The organism is Mesorhizobium sp. M0991, from assembly GCF_040318915.1.
Classification (GTDB): domain Bacteria; phylum Pseudomonadota; class Alphaproteobacteria; order Rhizobiales; family Rhizobiaceae; genus Mesorhizobium.
Genome location: NZ_JAMYNE010000007.1, coordinates 207,098 through 225,515 on the forward strand (window position 1 = coordinate 207,098; position 18,418 = coordinate 225,515).

Genomic DNA, 18,418 nt, shown 5'->3' on the forward strand with positions numbered 1-18,418 from the left:
TGACAAGACGCGCCCCCGCGCTCTGCGGCAGACATAGAACATGACGAAGACGAAGAAAAGACGGCAGCGCCGCGCGTCTATTAAGGCGCGCGGCGCCGTAACCGTCAGATCACCAGGCCTTTGGTCAGCTCAAGCGCCTGGCGTTCGAACAGCCGGCGGTAGATGCCGCCTTGCAGCCGGATCAGCTGGTCATGCGAGCCCTCCTCGACTATGCGGCCGCGATCGAACACCAAAAGCCTGTCCAGCGCCCGCACCGTTGACAGCCGGTGGGCAATGACCAGCGTCGTGCGGCCGACCATCAAGCGCTCCATCGCCTGCTGGATCAGCACCTCCGATTCCGAATCGAGGCTCGACGTTGCCTCGTCCAGGATGAGGATGCGCGCATCGGCGAGGAAGGCGCGTGCGATTGCAACACGCTGACGCTCGCCGCCCGACAGCTTTACGCCACGCTCGCCGACCAGCGTGCCATAGCCCTTCGGCAAATTGGCGATGAAGTCATGCGCGCTGGCCAACCGCGCCGCGTGTTCGATCTCGGCCTGCGTGGCGCTCGGCCGGGCATAGGCGATGTTTTCGGCCAGCGACCGGTGGAACAGGATCGGCTCTTGCTGGACGATCGCGATCTGTGCGCGCAGCGACGCCTGCGCCACATCTGCAATATCCTGGCCGTCGATCAGGATATTTCCCGCAGTCACGTCGTAGAGGCGCTGGATCAGCTTGACGAACGTCGTCTTTCCGGAGCCTGAATGGCCAACCAGCCCGACCCGCTCGCCCGGCGCGATATCCACCGAAAAGTCACGATACAGCGGCAAGCGGTGGCTACCGTAGTGGAACGTGACGTTGTCGAAGGTGATGCGGCCATCGGTGATCCGGATCGGTTTGGCGCCGAGCCGATCCTCGATGCCGAGTGGTTCGGACTGGAAGTCGACCAGTTCCTCCATGTCGTTGATCGAGCGCTGCAGATTGCGGATATGCGTGCCGATGTCGCGCAGATAGCCTTGCAGCACGAAGAATGAGGTCAGCACGAAGGCGACGTCGCCGGCACTTGCCTGCCCCCACGACCACAAAAGCAGGGAGAATCCGATGACCGCTGCCCGCAAAAGCAGCAGCATCGTGCCTTGCGTGGTGCCGTTGACGGTGCCGCGCACCCAGGTGCGCCGCGTGCGGCCGCGCCATTTGGCAACGACCTCGGCAAGCCGTGTCTCCTCGCGTTCCTCGGCGCCAAAACCCTTGACCACCGCGTTGCAGCTCACCGCATCGGCCAGCGAGCCGCCAAGCCGTGTATCCCACGCGTTGGCAAGCCTTGCCGCAGGCGCGACATAGCCAAGCGACAGCATCGTCGTCACCGCGATGAACAGAACCGAACCGGTGGCGACGATCGCGCCCATCAGCGGCCAGAACAAGCCAAGCAGCAGCGTCGAGCCGACGAGCATGACGACCGACGGCAGCAGCGCGATCAGGATCGTGTCGTTGAGCAGGTCGAGCGCCCACATGCCGCGCGTTATCTTGCGCACCGTCGATCCGGCGAAGCTGTTGGCGTGCCAATCGGTGGAGAAGCGCTGGACGCGGTGGAAGGCGTCGGCGGCGATATCCGCCATCATCTTCAACGTCAGCTCGACAATGGCCATGAAGGCGAGATTGCGCAGCACGACACCGGTGAGCGCCAGGGCAACCAGCATCGAAAAGGCAGCCATCGCCGCATTCCATGCGACATCGTCGGCCGCAGCACTGCTGGCAACGGCGTCGACCAGCCGGCCGGAATAGAGCGGCGTCAGCACGTCGGCCAAGGTCGACAGCAGGAACGTGCCCATAATGCCGGCAAGCCGCCACGGCTGACGCCGCCAATGGCTGAGCGTGAAGCCAAGAACGCTGCGAAATGCGCCCGCGCGCAAATCTATTCGAAAACGAGCCATGATGTCATTCGGGCGCAAACGAGCCCGATCCCGGAAAAGGTCGAAAATTGAAAAAACCGCGTCGGGCGAATTAACACCCAAGGAATGCGGAGGTTCGGCACATTTGGCGGCTCGCCCGAATACGGGCGGCGACCGGCATCGACGAACGCCTGTTCTCAGCTCGGCTTTGCCGCAAAGGTAAGAACCTTCTGGCTTGCCGATTGAGACCTAGGCTTCGCGGCCTCGCATAACGATGTCAAATCCTGGCATTTCGGTCCTCCCCAAGGGGATCGCGGAAAGGCGTTTATAGAGACGCCTCAACGCCGCGCCAAGTCAGTAGATAGCCCAAAGCGCATCTGGTCCAAGCAGTGAGACGATTTTGCAACAATCGCGGGTTGTGCGCTGCCTCTGTTCAGGTTGCCGGGATACGGTCGAAGCGCATATAGCGGCCGTCGGTGGAAGGCCTGAAGCCGAGCTTCTCGTAAACCGCGTGGGCGTCGTTGGTCGACAGGCTCCAATGCGTGACAGTCTTGCAATCCGGATGACCGATAAGCGCCTGGACAAGCCGGGTTCCGATGCCTTGCCCGCGATACCCAGGCCAGACAATGATGTCGGCGAGATAGGCAAATACCGTACGGTCGGTGATCGCCCGGCCGAAGCCGACCTGATTGCCGCCGACATAGGCGCCGACGCACAGTGAGTTGGCAAAGGCGCGGCGGTGCAGTTCATCGCTGCGGCCGCTGCCCCAATAGCTCTCCTTCAAAATGTCGGACGTCGCCCGGAAGTCGATCTGCGACAGGTCGAAGCTGATCTCAAAGTTGGCCATGGCTAAACCGTTATGCAGCCAATCGCCTACCCGCCATCCCTGAACCGGTTGGTAACGGGATAGCGGCGGTCGCGGCCAAAATTCTTCCTGGTGATCTTCACGCCGGGCGCCGCCTGCCGGCGCTTGTATTCGGCGACGTAAAGCAGGTGCTCGACGCGCGTCACCGTCGCCCGGTCATGGCCGCGCGCAACGATCTCGTCGACGCCCATCTCGTTTTCGACCAGACACTCCAATATGTCGTCGAGCACTGGATAGGGCGGCAGCGAATCCTGGTCGGTCTGGTTCTCACGGAGCTCCGCCGAGGGCGCCTTGTCGATGATGTTGTTCGGGATCACCTCGCCGGACGGGCCGAGCGCGCCCGGCGGCACATGCGCGTTGCGCCAGCGCGACAACGCATAGACCTGCATCTTGTAGAGGTCCTTTATCGGGTTGAAGCCGCCATTCATGTCGCCATAGAGCGTGGCGTAGCCTACCGACATCTCGCTCTTATTGCCGGTAGTGACCACCATCGAGCCGAACTTGTTGGAAATCGCCATCAGGATGGTGCCACGGGCCCGGCTCTGCAGGTTTTCCTCGGTGATGCCTTCCTTGGTGCCCTCGAAAAGCTGCGTCAGTGTGTGCAGGAAGCCCTCGACCGGCTCGAAGATCGGCACGATATCGTAGCGGCAGCCGAGCGCGCGGGCGCAGTCCTCGGCGTCCTTGAGCGAGTCCTTCGAAGTGTAGCGGTAAGGCATCATCACGGCGCGCAGCCGTTCCTCGCCGAGCGCATCGACGGCAAGTGCCGCGCAGATCGCCGAATCGATGCCGCCGGAAAGGCCGAGCACGACATTCTTGAAGCCGTTCTTGTTGACGTAGTCGCGCAGGCCCAACATGCAGGCGCGATAGTCGGCCTCCTCCTTCTCCGGGATTTTCGACATCGGTCCGTCAGCGCAGACCCAACCATCGGAATTATTTCCATTTTGCGCCCCTGCGGCGGCGCGGCTTCTCTTCCAGGTGGTGACGTTGACCGCCTCCTCGAACTGGCTCATCTGGAAGGCCAGCGTCTTGTCAGAACCAATTGCAAACGACGCGCCGTCGAAGACCAGCTCGTCCTGGCCGCCGAGCTGGTTGGCATAGATGATCGGCAGGCCGCATTCGATGACCTGGCGGATGACGATCTGGTGGCGGACATCGACCTTGCCGCGATAATAGGGCGAGCCGTTCGGCACCAGCAGGATTTCCGCGCCGCTTTCGGCCAGCGTCTCGCAGACGGCAACCTCGCCCCAGATGTCTTCGCAGATCGGCACTCCCACGCGCACGCCGCGGAAATTGACCGGCCCCTGGATCTCGGGGCCGGCCTGGAAGACGCGCTTCTCGTCGAACTCACCGTAATTCGGCAGATCGAGCTTGTAGCGTTCGGCAAGGATTTTGCCGCCATCGGCAAAGATGATCGAATTGTGCGTGCCGGTCTTGCGCTTCAGCGGCGTGCCGATGATGAAACCCGGGCCGCCGTCGGCCGTATCGCCGGCGAAATCCTCCGCCGCCCGTTCGCAGGCTTTCAGGAAGGCGGGCTTCAGCACCAGATCCTCGGGCGGATAGCCGGCAAGGAAAAGCTCGGTGAACAGCACGAGGTCGGCGCCCTGGCGGGCGGCATCCGCCCTCGCCTCGCGTGCCTTGGCAAGATTGCCGGCGACGTCGCCGACCGTCGGGTTGAGCTGGGCAACGGCGATGCGCAATATGTCTGGAGCGGTCTTGTCTGTCATGCCCGTGGGTTTAGCGCGGCAAAATTCGTCGGGCAATGGCGTTCGTTTGGACCAACCAATAGGTCCTATTCGCCCATATATTCGCGCAAGGCTTCCGGTGGATGGTTCTCGCCGATCGACATTGCCAGAATGCGCGAAATGTGTCGGCGCGGCAGCCCGGTTTCCGCCGCCCAGGCGTTGATCTGCACCTGGATCCTGCCCAGGTCCTTCTTCGATGTCGGGCTCTCCGCAATGTCGAGCCCAGCGTCGCGCAGCGCTGCCGCCATGTCGGCCGCGACGATGAAGGCGTCCCACTCCAGCCAGCGCAGAAAATACTGGCCGGTATTGCCGCCGAGCCGGCTGCCGTGCTTGCCGAGATAGGCCATCAACCCGACCTGGTCATCCGCCGGCCAATTGGCCAGGAACTTGCCGAAGCTGCCATGCTCCTTCGACACGCGCTCGACGAAGGCCGCGTTGTCGCGTACGGACTTGATCTTCTGCGGATTGCGGACGATGCGCTTGTCAGCGGTGAGATCGTGCCAGAAATCGTCAGGCTGGAACAGCAGCCGCTTCGGCTCGAAGCCAAGAAACGCTTCCTCGAAAGCCGGCCATTTCTGCTCGATAACACGCCAGACGAAGCCGGCGGCAAAGACCCGCTCGGCCATGGTCGACAGGATCCGGTCGTCCGCAATCTTTGCCACCGCGGCATTGTCGGGCATAGGGCCCAGCAGCGACGTAAGCGCTGCCTCACCGCCTTTGCGTTTCGCTGCACGGGCGCGAATTTTCCGAAAATCCACCATTGTTTCCTGACCCATCGCGTCAATCTACCACTTCCCGTTTGAACCGGCAGCTTCTACCTCTATCGCTGACGACGGAGGCGACGATGAATAAAACGATCGAGGACATGGCAAACCGCTGGCTGAAGCGAAAGCCGGACGGCCTCAGCGCGCTCGAAAGCCGGGTGCTGCAATCAACGCTCGAGCGCACCACGATCTCCAAGGACACCAACAAGGCCGTCGCCTTTCACCAGACGTTTGGCGATCGCCTGGCCGATACCATCGCCCGGATCGGCGGCTCGTGGTCCTTCATCCTGACATTCATTGGCTTCCTGATCCTGTGGACGGCAGGCAATGTCTGGCTCTTGTCGCGCGCCGCCTTCGATCCCTATCCCTTCATCTTCCTCAATCTCGTGCTTTCCATGGTTGCTGCCCTGCAGGCGCCAGTGATCATGATGGCGCAGAACCGCCAGACCGAGCGCGATCGTATCGACGCCGCCCACGACTATGAGGTTAATCTCAAGGCCGAGATCGAGATCATGGCATTGCACGAAAAACTCGACGAACTGCGCCACAGCCAAATCATCGGCATGCGCGACGAGATCGCTCGGCTGGCCGAGCAGGTGAAGCGCATCGACGACATTCTGTCGAAGCAGCGGACGTCTTCATGACGGAAGCCATCCATCGCCTCATTGAGCAATATGGGTTGATCGCGGTTTTTCTGGGCTGCGTGGCCGAGGGCGAAAGCGCCGCCATCCTTGGCGGTTTTTTCGCGCATCAGCATGTCTTCGTCCCGTGGCAGGCATTTCTGGCAGCCGCGCTCGGCGCCTTCGGTGGCGACACGTTCTTCTTCATCCTGGGACGAAGCTTCGCCGACCGTAAATTCGTAATCAGGCTCCGAGCCCGGCCGGGCTTCAGTCACGCCTATCGCCTCGTCACCTCTCATCCCAACATTTTCGTGCTGTCGAACCGCTACATCTATGGCCTGCGCCTGGTCGGTGGTATCGCGGCCGGGCTGTCGGGCATCGCCGCGGCGCGTTTCGTCATCCTCAACGCCATCTCATCGGTGGTCTGGGCGGCGCTGTTCTGCACTGTCGGCTATGTGTTCGGGCTGGGCGCGGAGCGCATCGTTGGCCAGGCGCTGGCCCGCCACGAGCGGTTGCTGATCGCTCTGGCAATCGGCCTCGTCGTGGCCATCCTCGGCTGGCTCGCGGCCCATATCGTCGCCAAGAAGGAGCTTCGCAAGGGAAGCTGATCGTCAATCAATGCCGAGCGCGGCGTCGCCCTTCTCGAGGATCAGCGGAATGATCAGGTCTTCCTCGTCGGCAAGATGCCGGGTCAACATGGCGATCAGCCGGCTGTTCTCGTCGGCATAGGCATCGGCGGCGAAACGCTGTTTGTCTTCGCTCTCTTGAAGCGTGCGGATGAAGTCATTTGCCGCCTCGGCATTGCGCTCCAGTCCCTCCTGGATTGTGTGGTGGTCGGCATCGAGAATCTCGAAGCCGCGCTTCAGACGGGTCTCGGCCCTTGCGAAGACCGGGAAATAATGATGGTCCTCGACATTGTGGTGGCCGTCGAGATTGCCGAGGAAATGGTTGAGGCGCGGCGCGAACCAGCGCGCGAATTCCGGCGCCTCCAGCCTACCTTCCCGATAATCGCCAATACCATTGGTGAGCATGCCGCCAAGCTCGCGGAACATGTCGTGCCGCCGCAGCCACATATTGGCCATGCCGTGGATGTTGGCATGCGCCTGCCAATCCTCGCGCGGATATTTCTCGATCAGCCAGCGCAGATCGTCCGGCAGGCCCTCACGTTCAAGCAGCAGAAATCCGGCGGCATCGGCCATGTCGGTTTCCTCAGACCATGATCCCGAAAAGTGGTACCGGTTTTCGGAAAAGATCATGGTCAAAACGAGAAATGCAGTGACGGCATGTAGTGTCTGAAACCTCAGATCGGTACCCCGAGGATCCGCTCGATGACGGCGACGCCCCAGACGCCGGCAGCGATCACCACCGAAATCAGCACCGCCAGCGAACCGCAATCCTTGGCCAGTTGGATATCGATGTTGAATTCGCGGCTGAACGCGTCGCATGCCGCCTCGATGCCGGTGTTCAACACCTCGATCATGATCATGAGCAGCACCGCGCCGATCAGCAACACATAGCCGCGCCACGATTCCGAAAGGAACCAGCCGAGCGGCAAGGCAAGCACGAGCAGAACCAGCTCCAGCTGGAAGGCCTCCTCGCTGGCGGCCAGTTTGCGAAACGCCCGCACCGAATTGTAAAAAGCGTCGATCAGCCGCTGCATGCCAAAACCCTTCGGAATCACCGGCAGGGGATTAGCGCAATGGCTGGACCAAGGGAATAAGGCGACCTCTTCAAAAATTAGTCGCCTGCCACCTTGATCGACGGCGTCGACTTCTCGAACTGCGGCAGCGCGTCGTCGATGGCGTAATAGTCGCCCTTGTCGCCGACGAAGATATGGCATTCTCCCTGAAGCCCGGTTGGCGCGTCGAACAGGCCTGCCATGACCGAAACATAGCCATCGTCGCTCGGCTTCCAGAACAGCAGAGAGCCGCATGTCTTGCAGAAGCCGCGCCTGGCGAACGAAGAAGCCTCGTACCAGGTGATGCTCTCCGTGCCGGTGATTGTGATGTCTCGGTCGGCAACGTTGGTCGCCGCATAAAAATGCCCGCTCTGCTTCCGGCACTGCGAGCAATGACAGTAGATGACACCGCGTAGCGGTCCTCGTGTCTGGAACCGCACTGCCCCGCACAAGCATGATCCGGTGTGAGTGTCAGCCATGTCGGCTCTCCCGATGCAATTGCCATCGCTTGGCAGGATTCCAGTTTTGCGCGCATTAGGCACGAGCAAATGCGACACCGGCCGGACGCGTTTCGCTGACCAGCTCGATGATCGAATACGTTCTAATCAGCCGTTGACGGCCTGCTTGTGCTGGACCGGATGGCTCTTCTTGAGCAGATCGGACACCAGGAACGCCAACTCGATCGCCTGGTCGGCGTTGAGACGCGGATCGCAATGGGTGTGGTAGCGATCCTGCAGTTCTTCGGCGGTGATGGCGCGAGCGCCACCTGTGCATTCGGTGACGTTCTTGCCTGTCATCTCGATGTGGATGCCGCCGGGATGCGTGCCTTCGGCGCGATGCACCTCGAAGAAGGTCTGCACCTCCTTCAGGATGCGATCGAACGGCCGTGTCTTGTATCCAGCGGCTTCGATGGTGTTGCCATGCATAGGGTCCGACGACCACACAACGCTGCGGCCTTCCTTCTGCACCGCGCGCACCAGCTTCGGCAGGTGGTCAGCAACCTTGTCGGAGCCGAAACGCGCGATCAGCGTCAGCCGGCCGGGCTCGTTCTCCGGATTGAGCAGGTCGATGAGTTGCAACAGGCCGTCCGGCGTCAGCGACGGCCCGCATTTGAGACCGAGCGGGTTCTTGATGCCGCGGCAATATTCGACATGCGCATGGTCGGGTTGGCGCGTGCGATCACCGATCCAGATCATGTGGCCGGAGGTGGCGTACCAGTCGCCCGAAGTCGAATCGACGCGGGTCAGCGCCTCTTCATAACCGAGCAGCAGCGCCTCATGGCTGGTGTAGAAATCGGTCTCGCGCAGCGCGTAATTGGTCTCCGAGGTGATGCCGACGGCCTTCATGAAGTCCATCGTCTCGGTAATGCGGTTGGCGAGCGATTCGTATTTCTCCCCCTGCGGGCTGTCGGAGACGAAGCCGAGCATCCATTGATGCACGTTCTCCAGGCTGGCGTAGCCACCTTGGGCGAAGGCACGCAAAAGATTGAGCGTCGCCGCCGACTGGCGGTACGCCATCTCCTGCCTTGCAGGATCGGGAATGCGCGACTTGGCATCGAATTCGATGCCGTTGATGATGTCGCCGCGGTAGCTGGGCAGCGTCACTCCGCCCTTGGTCTCATTGTCGGACGAGCGCGGCTTGGCAAACTGGCCGGCGACACGGCCGACCTTCACCACCGGTTGCGCGCCGGCAAAGGTCAGTACCACCGACATCTGCAAGAAGACGCGGAAGAAGTCGCGGATATTGTCCGCGCCATGCTCGGCGAAGCTCTCGGCGCAATCGCCGCCCTGCAGAAGAAATGCGTCACCGGCAGCGACGGCTGCAAGCTGCTTCTTCAGCTTGCGTGCCTCACCTGCAAAAACCAACGGCGGAAAGGTAGCGAGCTGGGTTTCCGTGTTCCTCAGCGCGACAAGGTCCGGATAGGCAGGAACCTGCTGGATCGGCTTAGCTCTCCACGAATTCGGCGACCATTTCGTCATCGAAGCACCCAACGCTCTTTCAGGCGGACGCCATCGCCCGCCAATCCGCCCCATATGGGGTCGCGGCTCCATACACGAAGCCGATTTCCTATTCTAGACCGGAATCTCAGCGCTGGCGAATGACGGCCGGCGGCGAAAGTGCCGGCGCGGTTGTTGTTCAGAGCACCAGCGACACCCGGCTACGCCGCCGCCTTCTCCACCAGCCGCGCCAGCTGCGTCATGACAACCGCTGAGCCCGCCAGCCGCTTTTCGGGCGTCGCCCAGTCACGGCTGAAGACGACGCTCTGGTCGGGCCGGATCTTGGCCAGCGAGCCCTGTTCGCCGATGAGCTTGACCAGCCCGACCGGATTGGGGAATTCCCGCTTGCGGAAATGGATGACGACGCCTTTCGGCCCGGCGTCGAGCTTCTCGACGTTGGCCTTGCGGCAAAGCGCCTTGATGAAGACGATCTTCAACAGATGCTTTACCTCTTCCGGCAGCGGCCCGAACCGGTCGATCAGCTCGGCGCCGAAAGCATCGATCTCTTCCGTATTTTCGAGATCGCCAAGACGGCGATAGAGTGCCAGCCTGAGCTGCAGATCCGGGACATAGCTTTCCGGGATCATCACCGCCGTGCCGACGGCGATCTGCGGCGACCAGCCGCCGTCCTGCACCTCGCCGGAATCCTTCACTTCGGCCACGGCCTCCTCCAGCATCTGCTGGTAGAGCTCGAAGCCGACCTCCTTGATGTGGCCCGACTGCTCTTCGCCAAGCAGATTGCCGGCGCCGCGGATATCGAGGTCGTGGCTGGCCAGTTGGAAACCTGCACCGAGCGTATCGAGCGACTGCAGCACTTTCAGTCGACGCTCGGCTGTATCGGTGAGCTTGCGGTTGGCCGGCAGCGTGAACAGAGCATAGGCGCGCACCTTCGAACGGCCGACGCGGCCGCGCAGCTGATAGAGCTGCGACAGTCCGAACATATCGGCGCGGTGCACGATCAGCGTATTGGCGGTCGGTATATCGAGGCCGGATTCGACGATTGTGGTCGACAAAAGCACATCGTACTGGCCGTCATAGAAGGCGTTCATGATGTCGTCGAGTTCGCCGGGCGGCATCTGGCCGTGGGCCACGGCCACTTTCAGCTCAGGCACGGATTCGCGCAGGAAATCATGGATTTCCGCGAGATCGCTGATGCGCGGTACGACATAGAAGGAATGGCCGCCACGGTAGCGCTCGCGCAGCAGCGTCTCGCGGATGACCAGCGGATCGAAGGGGGAGATGAAGGTACGCACGGCCATGCGATCGACCGGCGGCGTGGCGATCAGCGACAGCTCACGCACACCGGTCAAGGCAAGCTGCAGCGTTCGCGGGATCGGCGTCGCCGACAGCGTCAGAACGTGGACGTCGGTCTTGAGATCCTTCAGCCGCTCCTTGTGCTTGACGCCGAAATGCTGCTCCTCGTCGATGATCAGCAGGCCGAGATTCTTGAACGAGATCGAGGAGCCGAGCAGTGCGTGCGTGCCGATGACGATGTCGACTTGGCCTTCGGCGACGCCCTTCTTGGTCTCGGCCAGTTCCTTGGCGCCGACCAGCCGCGAGGCCTGGGCGACGCGGATCGGCAGGCCGGAGAAGCGCAGCGAGAAGGTCTTGAAATGCTGGCGCGACAACAATGTCGTCGGCACCACCACCGCGACCTGAAAGCCTTCCATCGCCGCGACGAAGGCGGCACGAAGCGCGACTTCGGTCTTGCCGAAGCCGACATCGCCGCAGATCAGCCGGTCCATCGGCTTTCCAGCGCCCAGATCATCCATGACCGAATCGATCGCCGTTTGCTGGTCGTCGGTTTCCTCATAGGGGAAACGCGCTGCAAACTCGCCATAGACGCCTTCCGCCGGCATCAGCGCCGGTGCGGCCCGCATCTGCCGCTCGGCGGCGATGCGGATCAGCTGCCCGGCCATGTCGAGCAGGCGTTTCTTCAGCCGTGCCTTGCGCGATTGCCAGGCACCGCCGCCAAGCTTGTCGAGCGTCGCCTCGGCCGAATCCGAGCCGTAGCGCGACAGCAGCTCGATGTTTTCCACCGGCAAGAACAGCCGATCGTCGCCGGCATAGTGGATTTCGAGGCAATCGTGCGGCGCACCGACCGCCTCGATGGTGCGCAGCCCGATGAAGCGGCCAATGCCATGGTCGGCATGGACGATAATGTCGCCTGAGGACAATGCCGAAGCCTCGGCGATGAAGTCAGACGCGCGCTTCTTGCGCTTCGAGCGCCGGATCAGCCGGTCGCCGAGAATGTCCTGCTCGGCGACGACGACCAGTTTCTCCATCTCGAAGCCGGATTCGAGCGGCAGCACGGCCAGTCCCGCCTGCCCTGGCTCAAGCTTTTCGGCTTCGGCAAGCGTCGCCACCGGCTTCAGGTTGCCAAGGTGATGCTCGGCCAGGATCTGGCCGAGCCGGTCGAGCGAACCTTCAGTCCAGCCGGCGACGATGACACGGCGGCCTGCAGCGCGCTCGTCGGAAATGTGTTTTACGACGACGTCGAAGACGTTGGCGTTAGGGTCGGCGCGCTCCTCGACGAAGCTGCGACCATGGCGCGAGCCGGCATGGAACACCTTTTTCGCGCCGGCATCGGGCGCGTCGAAGGAGGTGAAGTCGATCGCTTCCCGCGGGCCAAGGGAGGCAATCAGGTTCTCGGGCGACAGATAAAGCAAATCCGGCGGCACCGGCTTGTAGGGCACGGCATCCTTCAAGGCGCCGTCGGCCTGCTTTTTGCGCGCCTCGTAATGATCGAGGATCAGCGCATGGCGCTCGGCCAGTGCCTCATGCGCCAGATGGTCGAAAACCACGGGCGCATCAGGCAGGTAATCGAACACGGTTTCCAGCCGCTCATAGAAGAACGGCAGCCAGTGCTCCATGCCGGCAAACCGCCTGCCCTCGCTGACCGCCGCATAGAGCCCATCGTCGCGCGAGGGCGCGCCAAAGGCGTCGATGTAGGCGCGACGGAAGCGGCTGATTGTCTCTGGCGTCAGCGCCACCTCGCTCATCGCCTGTAGCGCCATCGACTTGCGCTGGCCGGTGGTGCGCTGTGTTGCCGTATCGAAGACACGGATCGATTCCAGCGTATCGCCGAAGAAATCGAGGCGCAGCGCCTCCGCCCATCCCGGCGCGAAGAGATCGAGAATGCCGCCGCGCACCGCAAATTCGCCGATGCCGCGCACCGTCGGCACCCGCTCGAAGCCAGAAGTCTCCAGCCGCGACACCAGTATGTTCATGTCGATCTGGTTACCGGGCTTGGCGTGAAAGGTCTGCGCCTCGACGAGTTCCGCCGGCGGAATGCGCTGAAGCAAGGCATTCGCGGTGGTGAGAATGACGGCGCGGTGCGGCTTCTTCGCCAGCGCGATCATCGCTGCCAGCGCATCGAGCCGCCTTGCGGCGGCGTCAGCGCCGGGCGAGACGCGGTCGTAAGGCAGGCAATCCCAGGCCGGCAGTTCCAGCACCGGCAGGCCCGGCGCGGCAAAGGCAAGCGCCTCGACGATCGCCGGCAGACGCTGGCCGTCGCGTGCCACGAACAGCACCGACTTGTCCGGTGCGATTTCGTGGGCAGCCTGCACCAGCGCAAAGGCTTCGTAGCCGTCGGCGACGCCATCGACGATGAACTGGCCGGCGCGGCCTTTCGGCAGACCGATCGTAGGAATAAGGCTCATGGCTACACGTTGTTCAGAAGGTCATCGCCCGGCGCGAAGCCAGGATTTTTTGCAGGACGGCACAGGCGATATCCGCCGGAACCGGGCACTCGCCGGTGACGATGGGCAGGAATTCAGTGTCGGGAATGTCGAGAAGCCTCTCATATTGGTCGATTTCGTCGCCGGTCAAGGCGCCGATCTCGGCATCGGCGAAGCTGCCGAGGATAAGGTCCATCTCGCGCATGCCGCGGTGCCACGAACGAAACAGAAGCTTGCGGCGGCGGGCATCGAGGCCCTCGCTTGATCGTTTCGTTCCCGTCATCTTGCAACATCCTTGCCCAGGCGGCGCATATAGCGTGGATAGAAGGCGGTGTCAGCCTTGCGCTACAGTCGCCGCAACATAAGCTGACATCATGCGTCCCTCCCTCCTCGATCCGCTGTTTGTCCCGATCACCTCGCTTGCCGGGGTCGGGCCAAAAGTTGGCGCCCTGATCGAAAAAGTCGTGGCGGCGGATCTCGGCGACCGGGCAGCGCGCGCCGGGGACCTCTTGTTCGTGCTGCCGCATACTGTCATCGATCGCCGCAACCGGCCTGGCATCGCCGGCTCGGCGGAAGGCGCCATCGTTACGCTCGACGTCCGCATCGACCGCCACCAGCCGCCGCCACGCGGCAACAGGTCGGTCCCGTACCGGGTCTACGCCCATGACGACACCGGCGAGATCGCGCTGACCTTCTTCCATGCCCATGCCGCCTATCTCGAAAAAGGAATGCCCGTAGGCGAGCATGTCGTCGTCTCAGGCCGCATGGAATGGTTCAACGGCCGCCCGACCATGGTTCACCCCGACCATATCGCACTTGCCGGCGACGCGGAAAACCTGCCGCTGGTCGAGCCGGTCTATCCGCTGACCGCCGGGCTCTCGGGCAAGGTGCTGCGCCGGGCCATCGGCCAGGCGCTGGCCCGCCTGCCGGTGCTGCCCGAATGGCAGGACGGTGAGTTCCGGCGCCGCCATGCCTTTCCTGCTTTCAGCGATGCGCTCAACCGCATCCACAATCCTGCCGACCCGATCGACGTCTCTGTCGACGGCGCAGCGTGGCGGCGCCTTGCCTATGACGAGTTCTTGGCCGGCCAGGTATCGCTGGCGCTGGTGCGGGCCAAGGTCCGCCGATTATCGGGCCGGCCACTCGTCGGCGACGGCCGCATAGTCGAACAACTGCGCGCGGTACTCCCCTATTCGCTGACCATGTCGCAGGAAATGGCGCTTGCCGAAATCAACGCCGATCTCAGCGACCCCGAACGCATGCTGCGCCTTTTGCAGGGCGATGTCGGCTCCGGCAAGACGGTAGTCGCGCTGCTTGCCATGGCGCGTGCCGTCGAGGCCCGCGGCCAGGCGGCATTGATGGCGCCGACCGAAATCCTGGCGCGCCAGCATCTCGCAACGATTGCGCCGTTGGCGGAACGGTCCGGCTTGCGCGTCGCCATCCTCACCGGCCGCGAAAAGGGCCGCGAGCGCGCCGACACGCTGACCGGGCTGGCCAATGGCGACATCGACATCGTCGTCGGCACCCATGCGCTGTTCCAGGAAACGGTGACGTTCCATGACCTCGTGCTCGCCGTCGTCGACGAGCAACACCGATTCGGCGTCCACCAGCGCCTTGCGATCACCGCCAAGGGCGATGCGCCCGACATGCTGGTGATGACGGCAACGCCGATACCCCGGACGCTAGTGCTGACTGCATTTGGCGACATGGACGTGTCGAAGCTGACGGAAAAGCCGGCGGGCCGCCAGCCGATCCGCACCGTCACCTTGCCGCTTGAACGGCTCGACGAACTGATCGGACGCATGCTCAACGCCGTCGCCGATGGCCAGAAAATCTACTGGATCTGTCCGCTGGTCGAAGAATCCGAGGAGATCAAGCTGATGTCGGCCGAGGACCGTTTTGCCTCGCTGAAGCCGCTGTTCGGTGATCGGATCGGCCTGGTGCATGGCCGCATGAAGGGCATCGATAAGGACGAGGCGATGCGCGCCTTCAAGCAGGGTGAGACGCGCATCCTGATCGCCACCACAGTGATCGAGGTCGGCGTCGATGTGCCGGACGCGACAATCATGGTCATCGAGCATGCCGAGCGTTTTGGCCTTGCCCAGTTGCACCAATTGCGCGGCCGGGTCGGGCGCGGCGACAAGCCATCGTCCTGCGTGCTGCTCTACAAGGACCCGCTTGGCGAGACGGCAAAACGCCGTTTGTCGGTGATGCGCGAGACCGAGGACGGCTTTCGCATCGCCGAAGAGGATCTGAAGCTGCGCGGCGAAGGCGAGTTGCTCGGCACCCGCCAGTCCGGCACGCCGGGCTTCCAGGTGGCGCGCATCGAGGCGCATGCCGACCTGCTCGAGGCCGCTCGCGACGATGCGCGGCTGATCCTGTCGCGCGATCCCGAACTGCAGTCCGAACGCGGCGCGGCGCTGCGCCTGCTGCTCTATCTGTTCGGCCGCGATGAGGCCGTGCGGCTCCTGCGTGCCGGCTGAGGCATCGCGTCGAGCGGAGGATTGGCAAGCGCGCCGTGGATCTGCTCGCCGTTCACGGTCACCATTTTGACCGCCGGCGCCACCAGGCCGGCCGACACGATCAGCTTGGCTCCGTCCTCGATTGTCATGTCGAGCAGCACAATGTCGGATTTCGGCACATACATCAGAAAGCCCGTCGTCGGGTTGGGCGTACATGGCATGAATACGGCAATCAGCGGATCGCCTTCCCGGTCGAGCTTCTGGTTGATCTCGGTTTCCTTCTCGCTGGCGACGAAAACCAGCGACCAGACCCCCTTGCGCGGATATTCGACCAACCCGACCTGGCGGAACATGTCGCCCTTGTTCGACAGCACGGTCTCGAAAATCTGCTTCAGCGAACGGTAGATGCCGCGCACCAGCGGCATGCGGCCAAGCAGGCGCTCGCCGAAATTGACGATGGCGCGGCCAACGATATTGGCGGTCATAAACCCGATGAAGGTGATGAGGATCAGGGCAACGATCAGCCCAAAACCCGGCACTGGAAACGGCAGGTAAGTGTCCGGATTGTAGCGTACCGGAATGTAGGGTTTCACCCAGGAATCGACCCAGCCGATCAGCGACCAGGCAATGTAGGCGGTAATCGCGAGCGGCGCGCAAACGACGAAGCCGGTCAGGAAATAGTTTCTCAGCCGGGTCATGCCTGAGGTCTTGAGAGCATCCGACATGGTTCACCGCAGCGTGTGTTTGCAGCGCGACACTACTGAACCCGAAGGCGCTTTGGAATGGCGAAGTTTTTAAACGAGACCTATTCCACCGTTACCGATTTCGCCAGGTTGCGAGGCTGGTCGACGTCCGTGCCCATGAACACGGCGGTGAAGTAGGCGAGCATCTGGATCGGCAGCGCGTAGATGATCGGCGAGATGATTTCCGGCACGTCCGGCAAAACGATCGTCTCCATCGTCTTCACCGTAGCGTGTGCCGCGCCCTTGCCGTCGGTGATCAGGATGATCTTGCCGCCGCGCGCCGCCACCTCCTGCATGTTCGACACCGTTTTTTCGAAGATGCGGTCATGAGGGGCGATGACGATTACGGGCATGTTCTCGTCGATCAGAGCGATCGGCCCGTGCTTCAGCTCGCCGGCGGCATAGCCCTCGGCATGGATATAGGAAATCTCCTTGAGCTTCAGCGCGCCTTCCATGGCCAGCGGAAAATTGGTGTCACGACCGAGATAGAGCACGTTTTTGTAGTGCGAGAGGTCGCGCGCGATCTTTTCGATCTGTCCGTCGAGCTTCAGCACCTGGTTGGCATAACGCGGCGCTTCCGACAGCTCGCGTATCAACGTTTTCTCCTGCTCATGCGAAATCGTTCCGCGCGCCACGCCCGCCCGCACCGCCAGCGAGGCCAGCACGGAAAGCTGGCAGGTGAACGCCTTGGTCGAAGCGACACCGATCTCCGGGCCGGCCAACGTCGGCAGGATGACGTCGGATTCGCGCGCCATGGTCGATTCGCGCACATTGACGACCGCCCCGATCTTCATGCCGGCCTTGCGGCAGTAGCGTAGCGACGCCAGCGTGTCGGCGGTCTCGCCCGATTGTGAGATGAAGAAAGCGGCATCAGTCTTCGACAGCGGCATCTCGCGGTAACGGAACTCCGAGGCGACATCGATGTCGACCGGCAGCCGCGCATAGCGCTCGAACCAGTATTTGCTGATCAGCCCGGCGAGATAGGCGGTGCCGCAGGCCGAGATCGCCAGCCGGTCGATCTTGGCGAAATCGAACGGCAGGTCGAGCGGCTTCGAGACGCCGCCCACGAAATCAACATAATGCGCCAGCGTGTGCGAGATCACTTCCGGCTGTTCATGGATCTCCTTTTCCATGAAATGGCGGCGGTTGCCTTTGTCGACCATGAAGCTCGTGCTGAGCGACTGTTGGCGTTTGCGGTCGACCTTGTTGCCGCCCATATCGAAGATATCGACCTCGTTGCGGCGCACCACCGCCCAGTCGCCGTCTTCCAGATAGGTGATCGAATTGGTGAAAGGGGCAAGCGCAATGGCGTCGGAGCCAAGGAACATCTGGCCGTCGCCATGACCGACGGCGAGCGGCGGGCCGTTGCGGGCTCCGACGATCAGATCCTCGTCGCCCTTGAACATGATGGCGAGCGCAAAGGCGCCTTCCAGCCGCTTCAGCGCCTGGTGCGCCGCCTCAACCGGCTTCAGCCCCTTGGCCAGTTCGCGCGCCACCAGATGCGCGACGACTTCGGTATCGGTCTGCGAGGCGAAGCTGTAGCCGTCGCGCATCAGCTCGTCGCGCAATTCGGCGAAATTCTCGATGATGCCGTTATGGACGATGGCGACGCCGTCGGAAAAATGCGGATGCGCATTGCTCTCGTTCGGAACGCCATGCGTGGCCCAGCGCGTGTGGCCGATGCCGATCATGCCGTCGAGCGGTTCGTCCTTCAGCCGGCGCTCGAGATTGACCAGCTTGCCCTCGGCGCGGCGGCGGTCAAGCCTGCCGTGCTCGATCGTGGCGACGCCGGCCGAGTCATAGCCGCGATATTCGAGCCTTTTCAACGCATCGACGATAAGCGGCGCGACCGGCGAGTTACCGACAATTCCAACGATACCGCACATGGCGCTTGCCCCCGATTCCGACCTCAAACCCGGCGCTATTTAGAGACTGCCGGGCTGCCGCGAAAAATCACATTCCATTTCGTCCGGTATCAGCCGGACTATCCTGCACAGAT

The 18,418-nt window shown here is 62.6% G+C and carries 15 protein-coding genes; 3 read left to right on the top strand and 12 right to left on the bottom strand.

Annotated elements, in window-relative coordinates; all coding sequences use genetic code 11:
• Positions 1-104: 104 nt before the first annotated feature.
• From NKH70_RS13680 to NKH70_RS13695, 4 genes are all read right to left on the bottom strand, one after another.
• A complete protein-coding gene (locus NKH70_RS13680) occupies positions 105-1,910 on the bottom strand; it encodes an ABC transporter ATP-binding protein (RefSeq protein WP_353025431.1) in 1,806 nt (601 codons plus the stop codon).
• 391 nt (positions 1,911-2,301) lie between these two features.
• Entirely contained in the window at positions 2,302-2,715 is a 414-nt protein-coding gene (locus NKH70_RS13685; RefSeq protein ID WP_292657866.1) for a GNAT family N-acetyltransferase, read from the bottom strand.
• Between the two features lie 26 nt (positions 2,716-2,741).
• The gene (locus tag NKH70_RS13690; RefSeq protein ID WP_353025433.1) at positions 2,742-4,457 is read right to left on the bottom strand and encodes an NAD+ synthase; all 1,716 of its coding nucleotides are present in this window, start codon (positions 4,455-4,457) and stop codon (positions 2,742-2,744) included.
• A gap of 65 nt (positions 4,458-4,522) precedes the next feature.
• Positions 4,523-5,236 (bottom strand): DNA-3-methyladenine glycosylase I, encoded by a 714-nt coding sequence (locus NKH70_RS13695; RefSeq protein ID WP_353025435.1) that lies wholly within the window; start codon positions 5,234-5,236, stop codon positions 4,523-4,525.
• Positions 5,237-5,319: 83 nt separating this feature from the next.
• Here NKH70_RS13695 and NKH70_RS13700 point away from each other — a divergent pair, with 83 nt between their 5' ends.
• Complete coding sequence (locus tag NKH70_RS13700; protein WP_352466385.1) at positions 5,320-5,883, top strand: DUF1003 domain-containing protein; 564 nt, start codon at positions 5,320-5,322, stop codon at positions 5,881-5,883.
• A complete protein-coding gene (locus NKH70_RS13705) occupies positions 5,880-6,467 on the top strand; it encodes a DedA family protein (protein ID WP_353025437.1) in 588 nt (195 codons plus the stop codon). Before NKH70_RS13700 ends, NKH70_RS13705 begins: the two co-directional genes overlap by 4 nt.
• Positions 6,468-6,470: 3 nt before the next feature.
• Here the strand turns inward: NKH70_RS13705 and NKH70_RS13710 are convergent, their stop codons facing one another.
• From NKH70_RS13710 to NKH70_RS13735, 6 genes are all read right to left on the bottom strand, one after another.
• Complete coding sequence (locus NKH70_RS13710) at positions 6,471-7,058, bottom strand: hemerythrin domain-containing protein (RefSeq protein ID WP_353025439.1); 588 nt, start codon at positions 7,056-7,058, stop codon at positions 6,471-6,473.
• Between the two features lie 101 nt (positions 7,059-7,159).
• On the bottom strand, positions 7,160-7,519 hold the full coding sequence (locus NKH70_RS13715; RefSeq protein WP_353025440.1) for a diacylglycerol kinase: 360 nt from the start codon (positions 7,517-7,519) through the stop codon (positions 7,160-7,162).
• A gap of 77 nt (positions 7,520-7,596) precedes the next feature.
• Complete coding sequence (locus NKH70_RS13720) at positions 7,597-8,016, bottom strand: GFA family protein (RefSeq protein WP_353025441.1); 420 nt, start codon at positions 8,014-8,016, stop codon at positions 7,597-7,599.
• Between the two features lie 126 nt (positions 8,017-8,142).
• Complete coding sequence (locus NKH70_RS13725; protein WP_352720957.1) at positions 8,143-9,516, bottom strand: class II 3-deoxy-7-phosphoheptulonate synthase; 1,374 nt, start codon at positions 9,514-9,516, stop codon at positions 8,143-8,145.
• A 179-nt stretch (positions 9,517-9,695) separates the two neighbouring features.
• Entirely contained in the window at positions 9,696-13,196 is a 3,501-nt protein-coding gene (mfd, locus tag NKH70_RS13730; RefSeq protein WP_352977148.1) for a transcription-repair coupling factor, read from the bottom strand.
• Between the two features lie 13 nt (positions 13,197-13,209).
• Complete coding sequence (locus tag NKH70_RS13735) at positions 13,210-13,497, bottom strand: FAD assembly factor SdhE (RefSeq protein WP_352720953.1); 288 nt, start codon at positions 13,495-13,497, stop codon at positions 13,210-13,212.
• Between the two features lie 91 nt (positions 13,498-13,588).
• On the opposite strand from NKH70_RS13735, the gene recG reads away from it, so the two are divergent.
• The gene (gene recG / locus NKH70_RS13740; protein WP_353025443.1) at positions 13,589-15,697 is read left to right on the top strand and encodes an ATP-dependent DNA helicase RecG; all 2,109 of its coding nucleotides are present in this window, start codon (positions 13,589-13,591) and stop codon (positions 15,695-15,697) included.
• Here the strand turns inward: recG and NKH70_RS13745 are convergent.
• Both NKH70_RS13745 and glmS read right to left on the bottom strand, forming a co-directional pair.
• Positions 15,649-16,401 (bottom strand): DUF502 domain-containing protein, encoded by a 753-nt coding sequence (locus tag NKH70_RS13745; protein WP_352720949.1) that lies wholly within the window; start codon positions 16,399-16,401, stop codon positions 15,649-15,651. The two genes, recG and NKH70_RS13745, sit on opposite strands and share 49 nt — an antisense overlap.
• Positions 16,402-16,481: 80 nt before the next feature.
• Positions 16,482-18,305, bottom strand: coding sequence for a glutamine--fructose-6-phosphate transaminase (isomerizing) (gene glmS / locus NKH70_RS13750; RefSeq protein ID WP_352720947.1), 1,824 nt, complete (start codon positions 18,303-18,305; stop codon positions 16,482-16,484).
• Between the last annotated feature and the right edge of the window lie 113 nt (positions 18,306-18,418).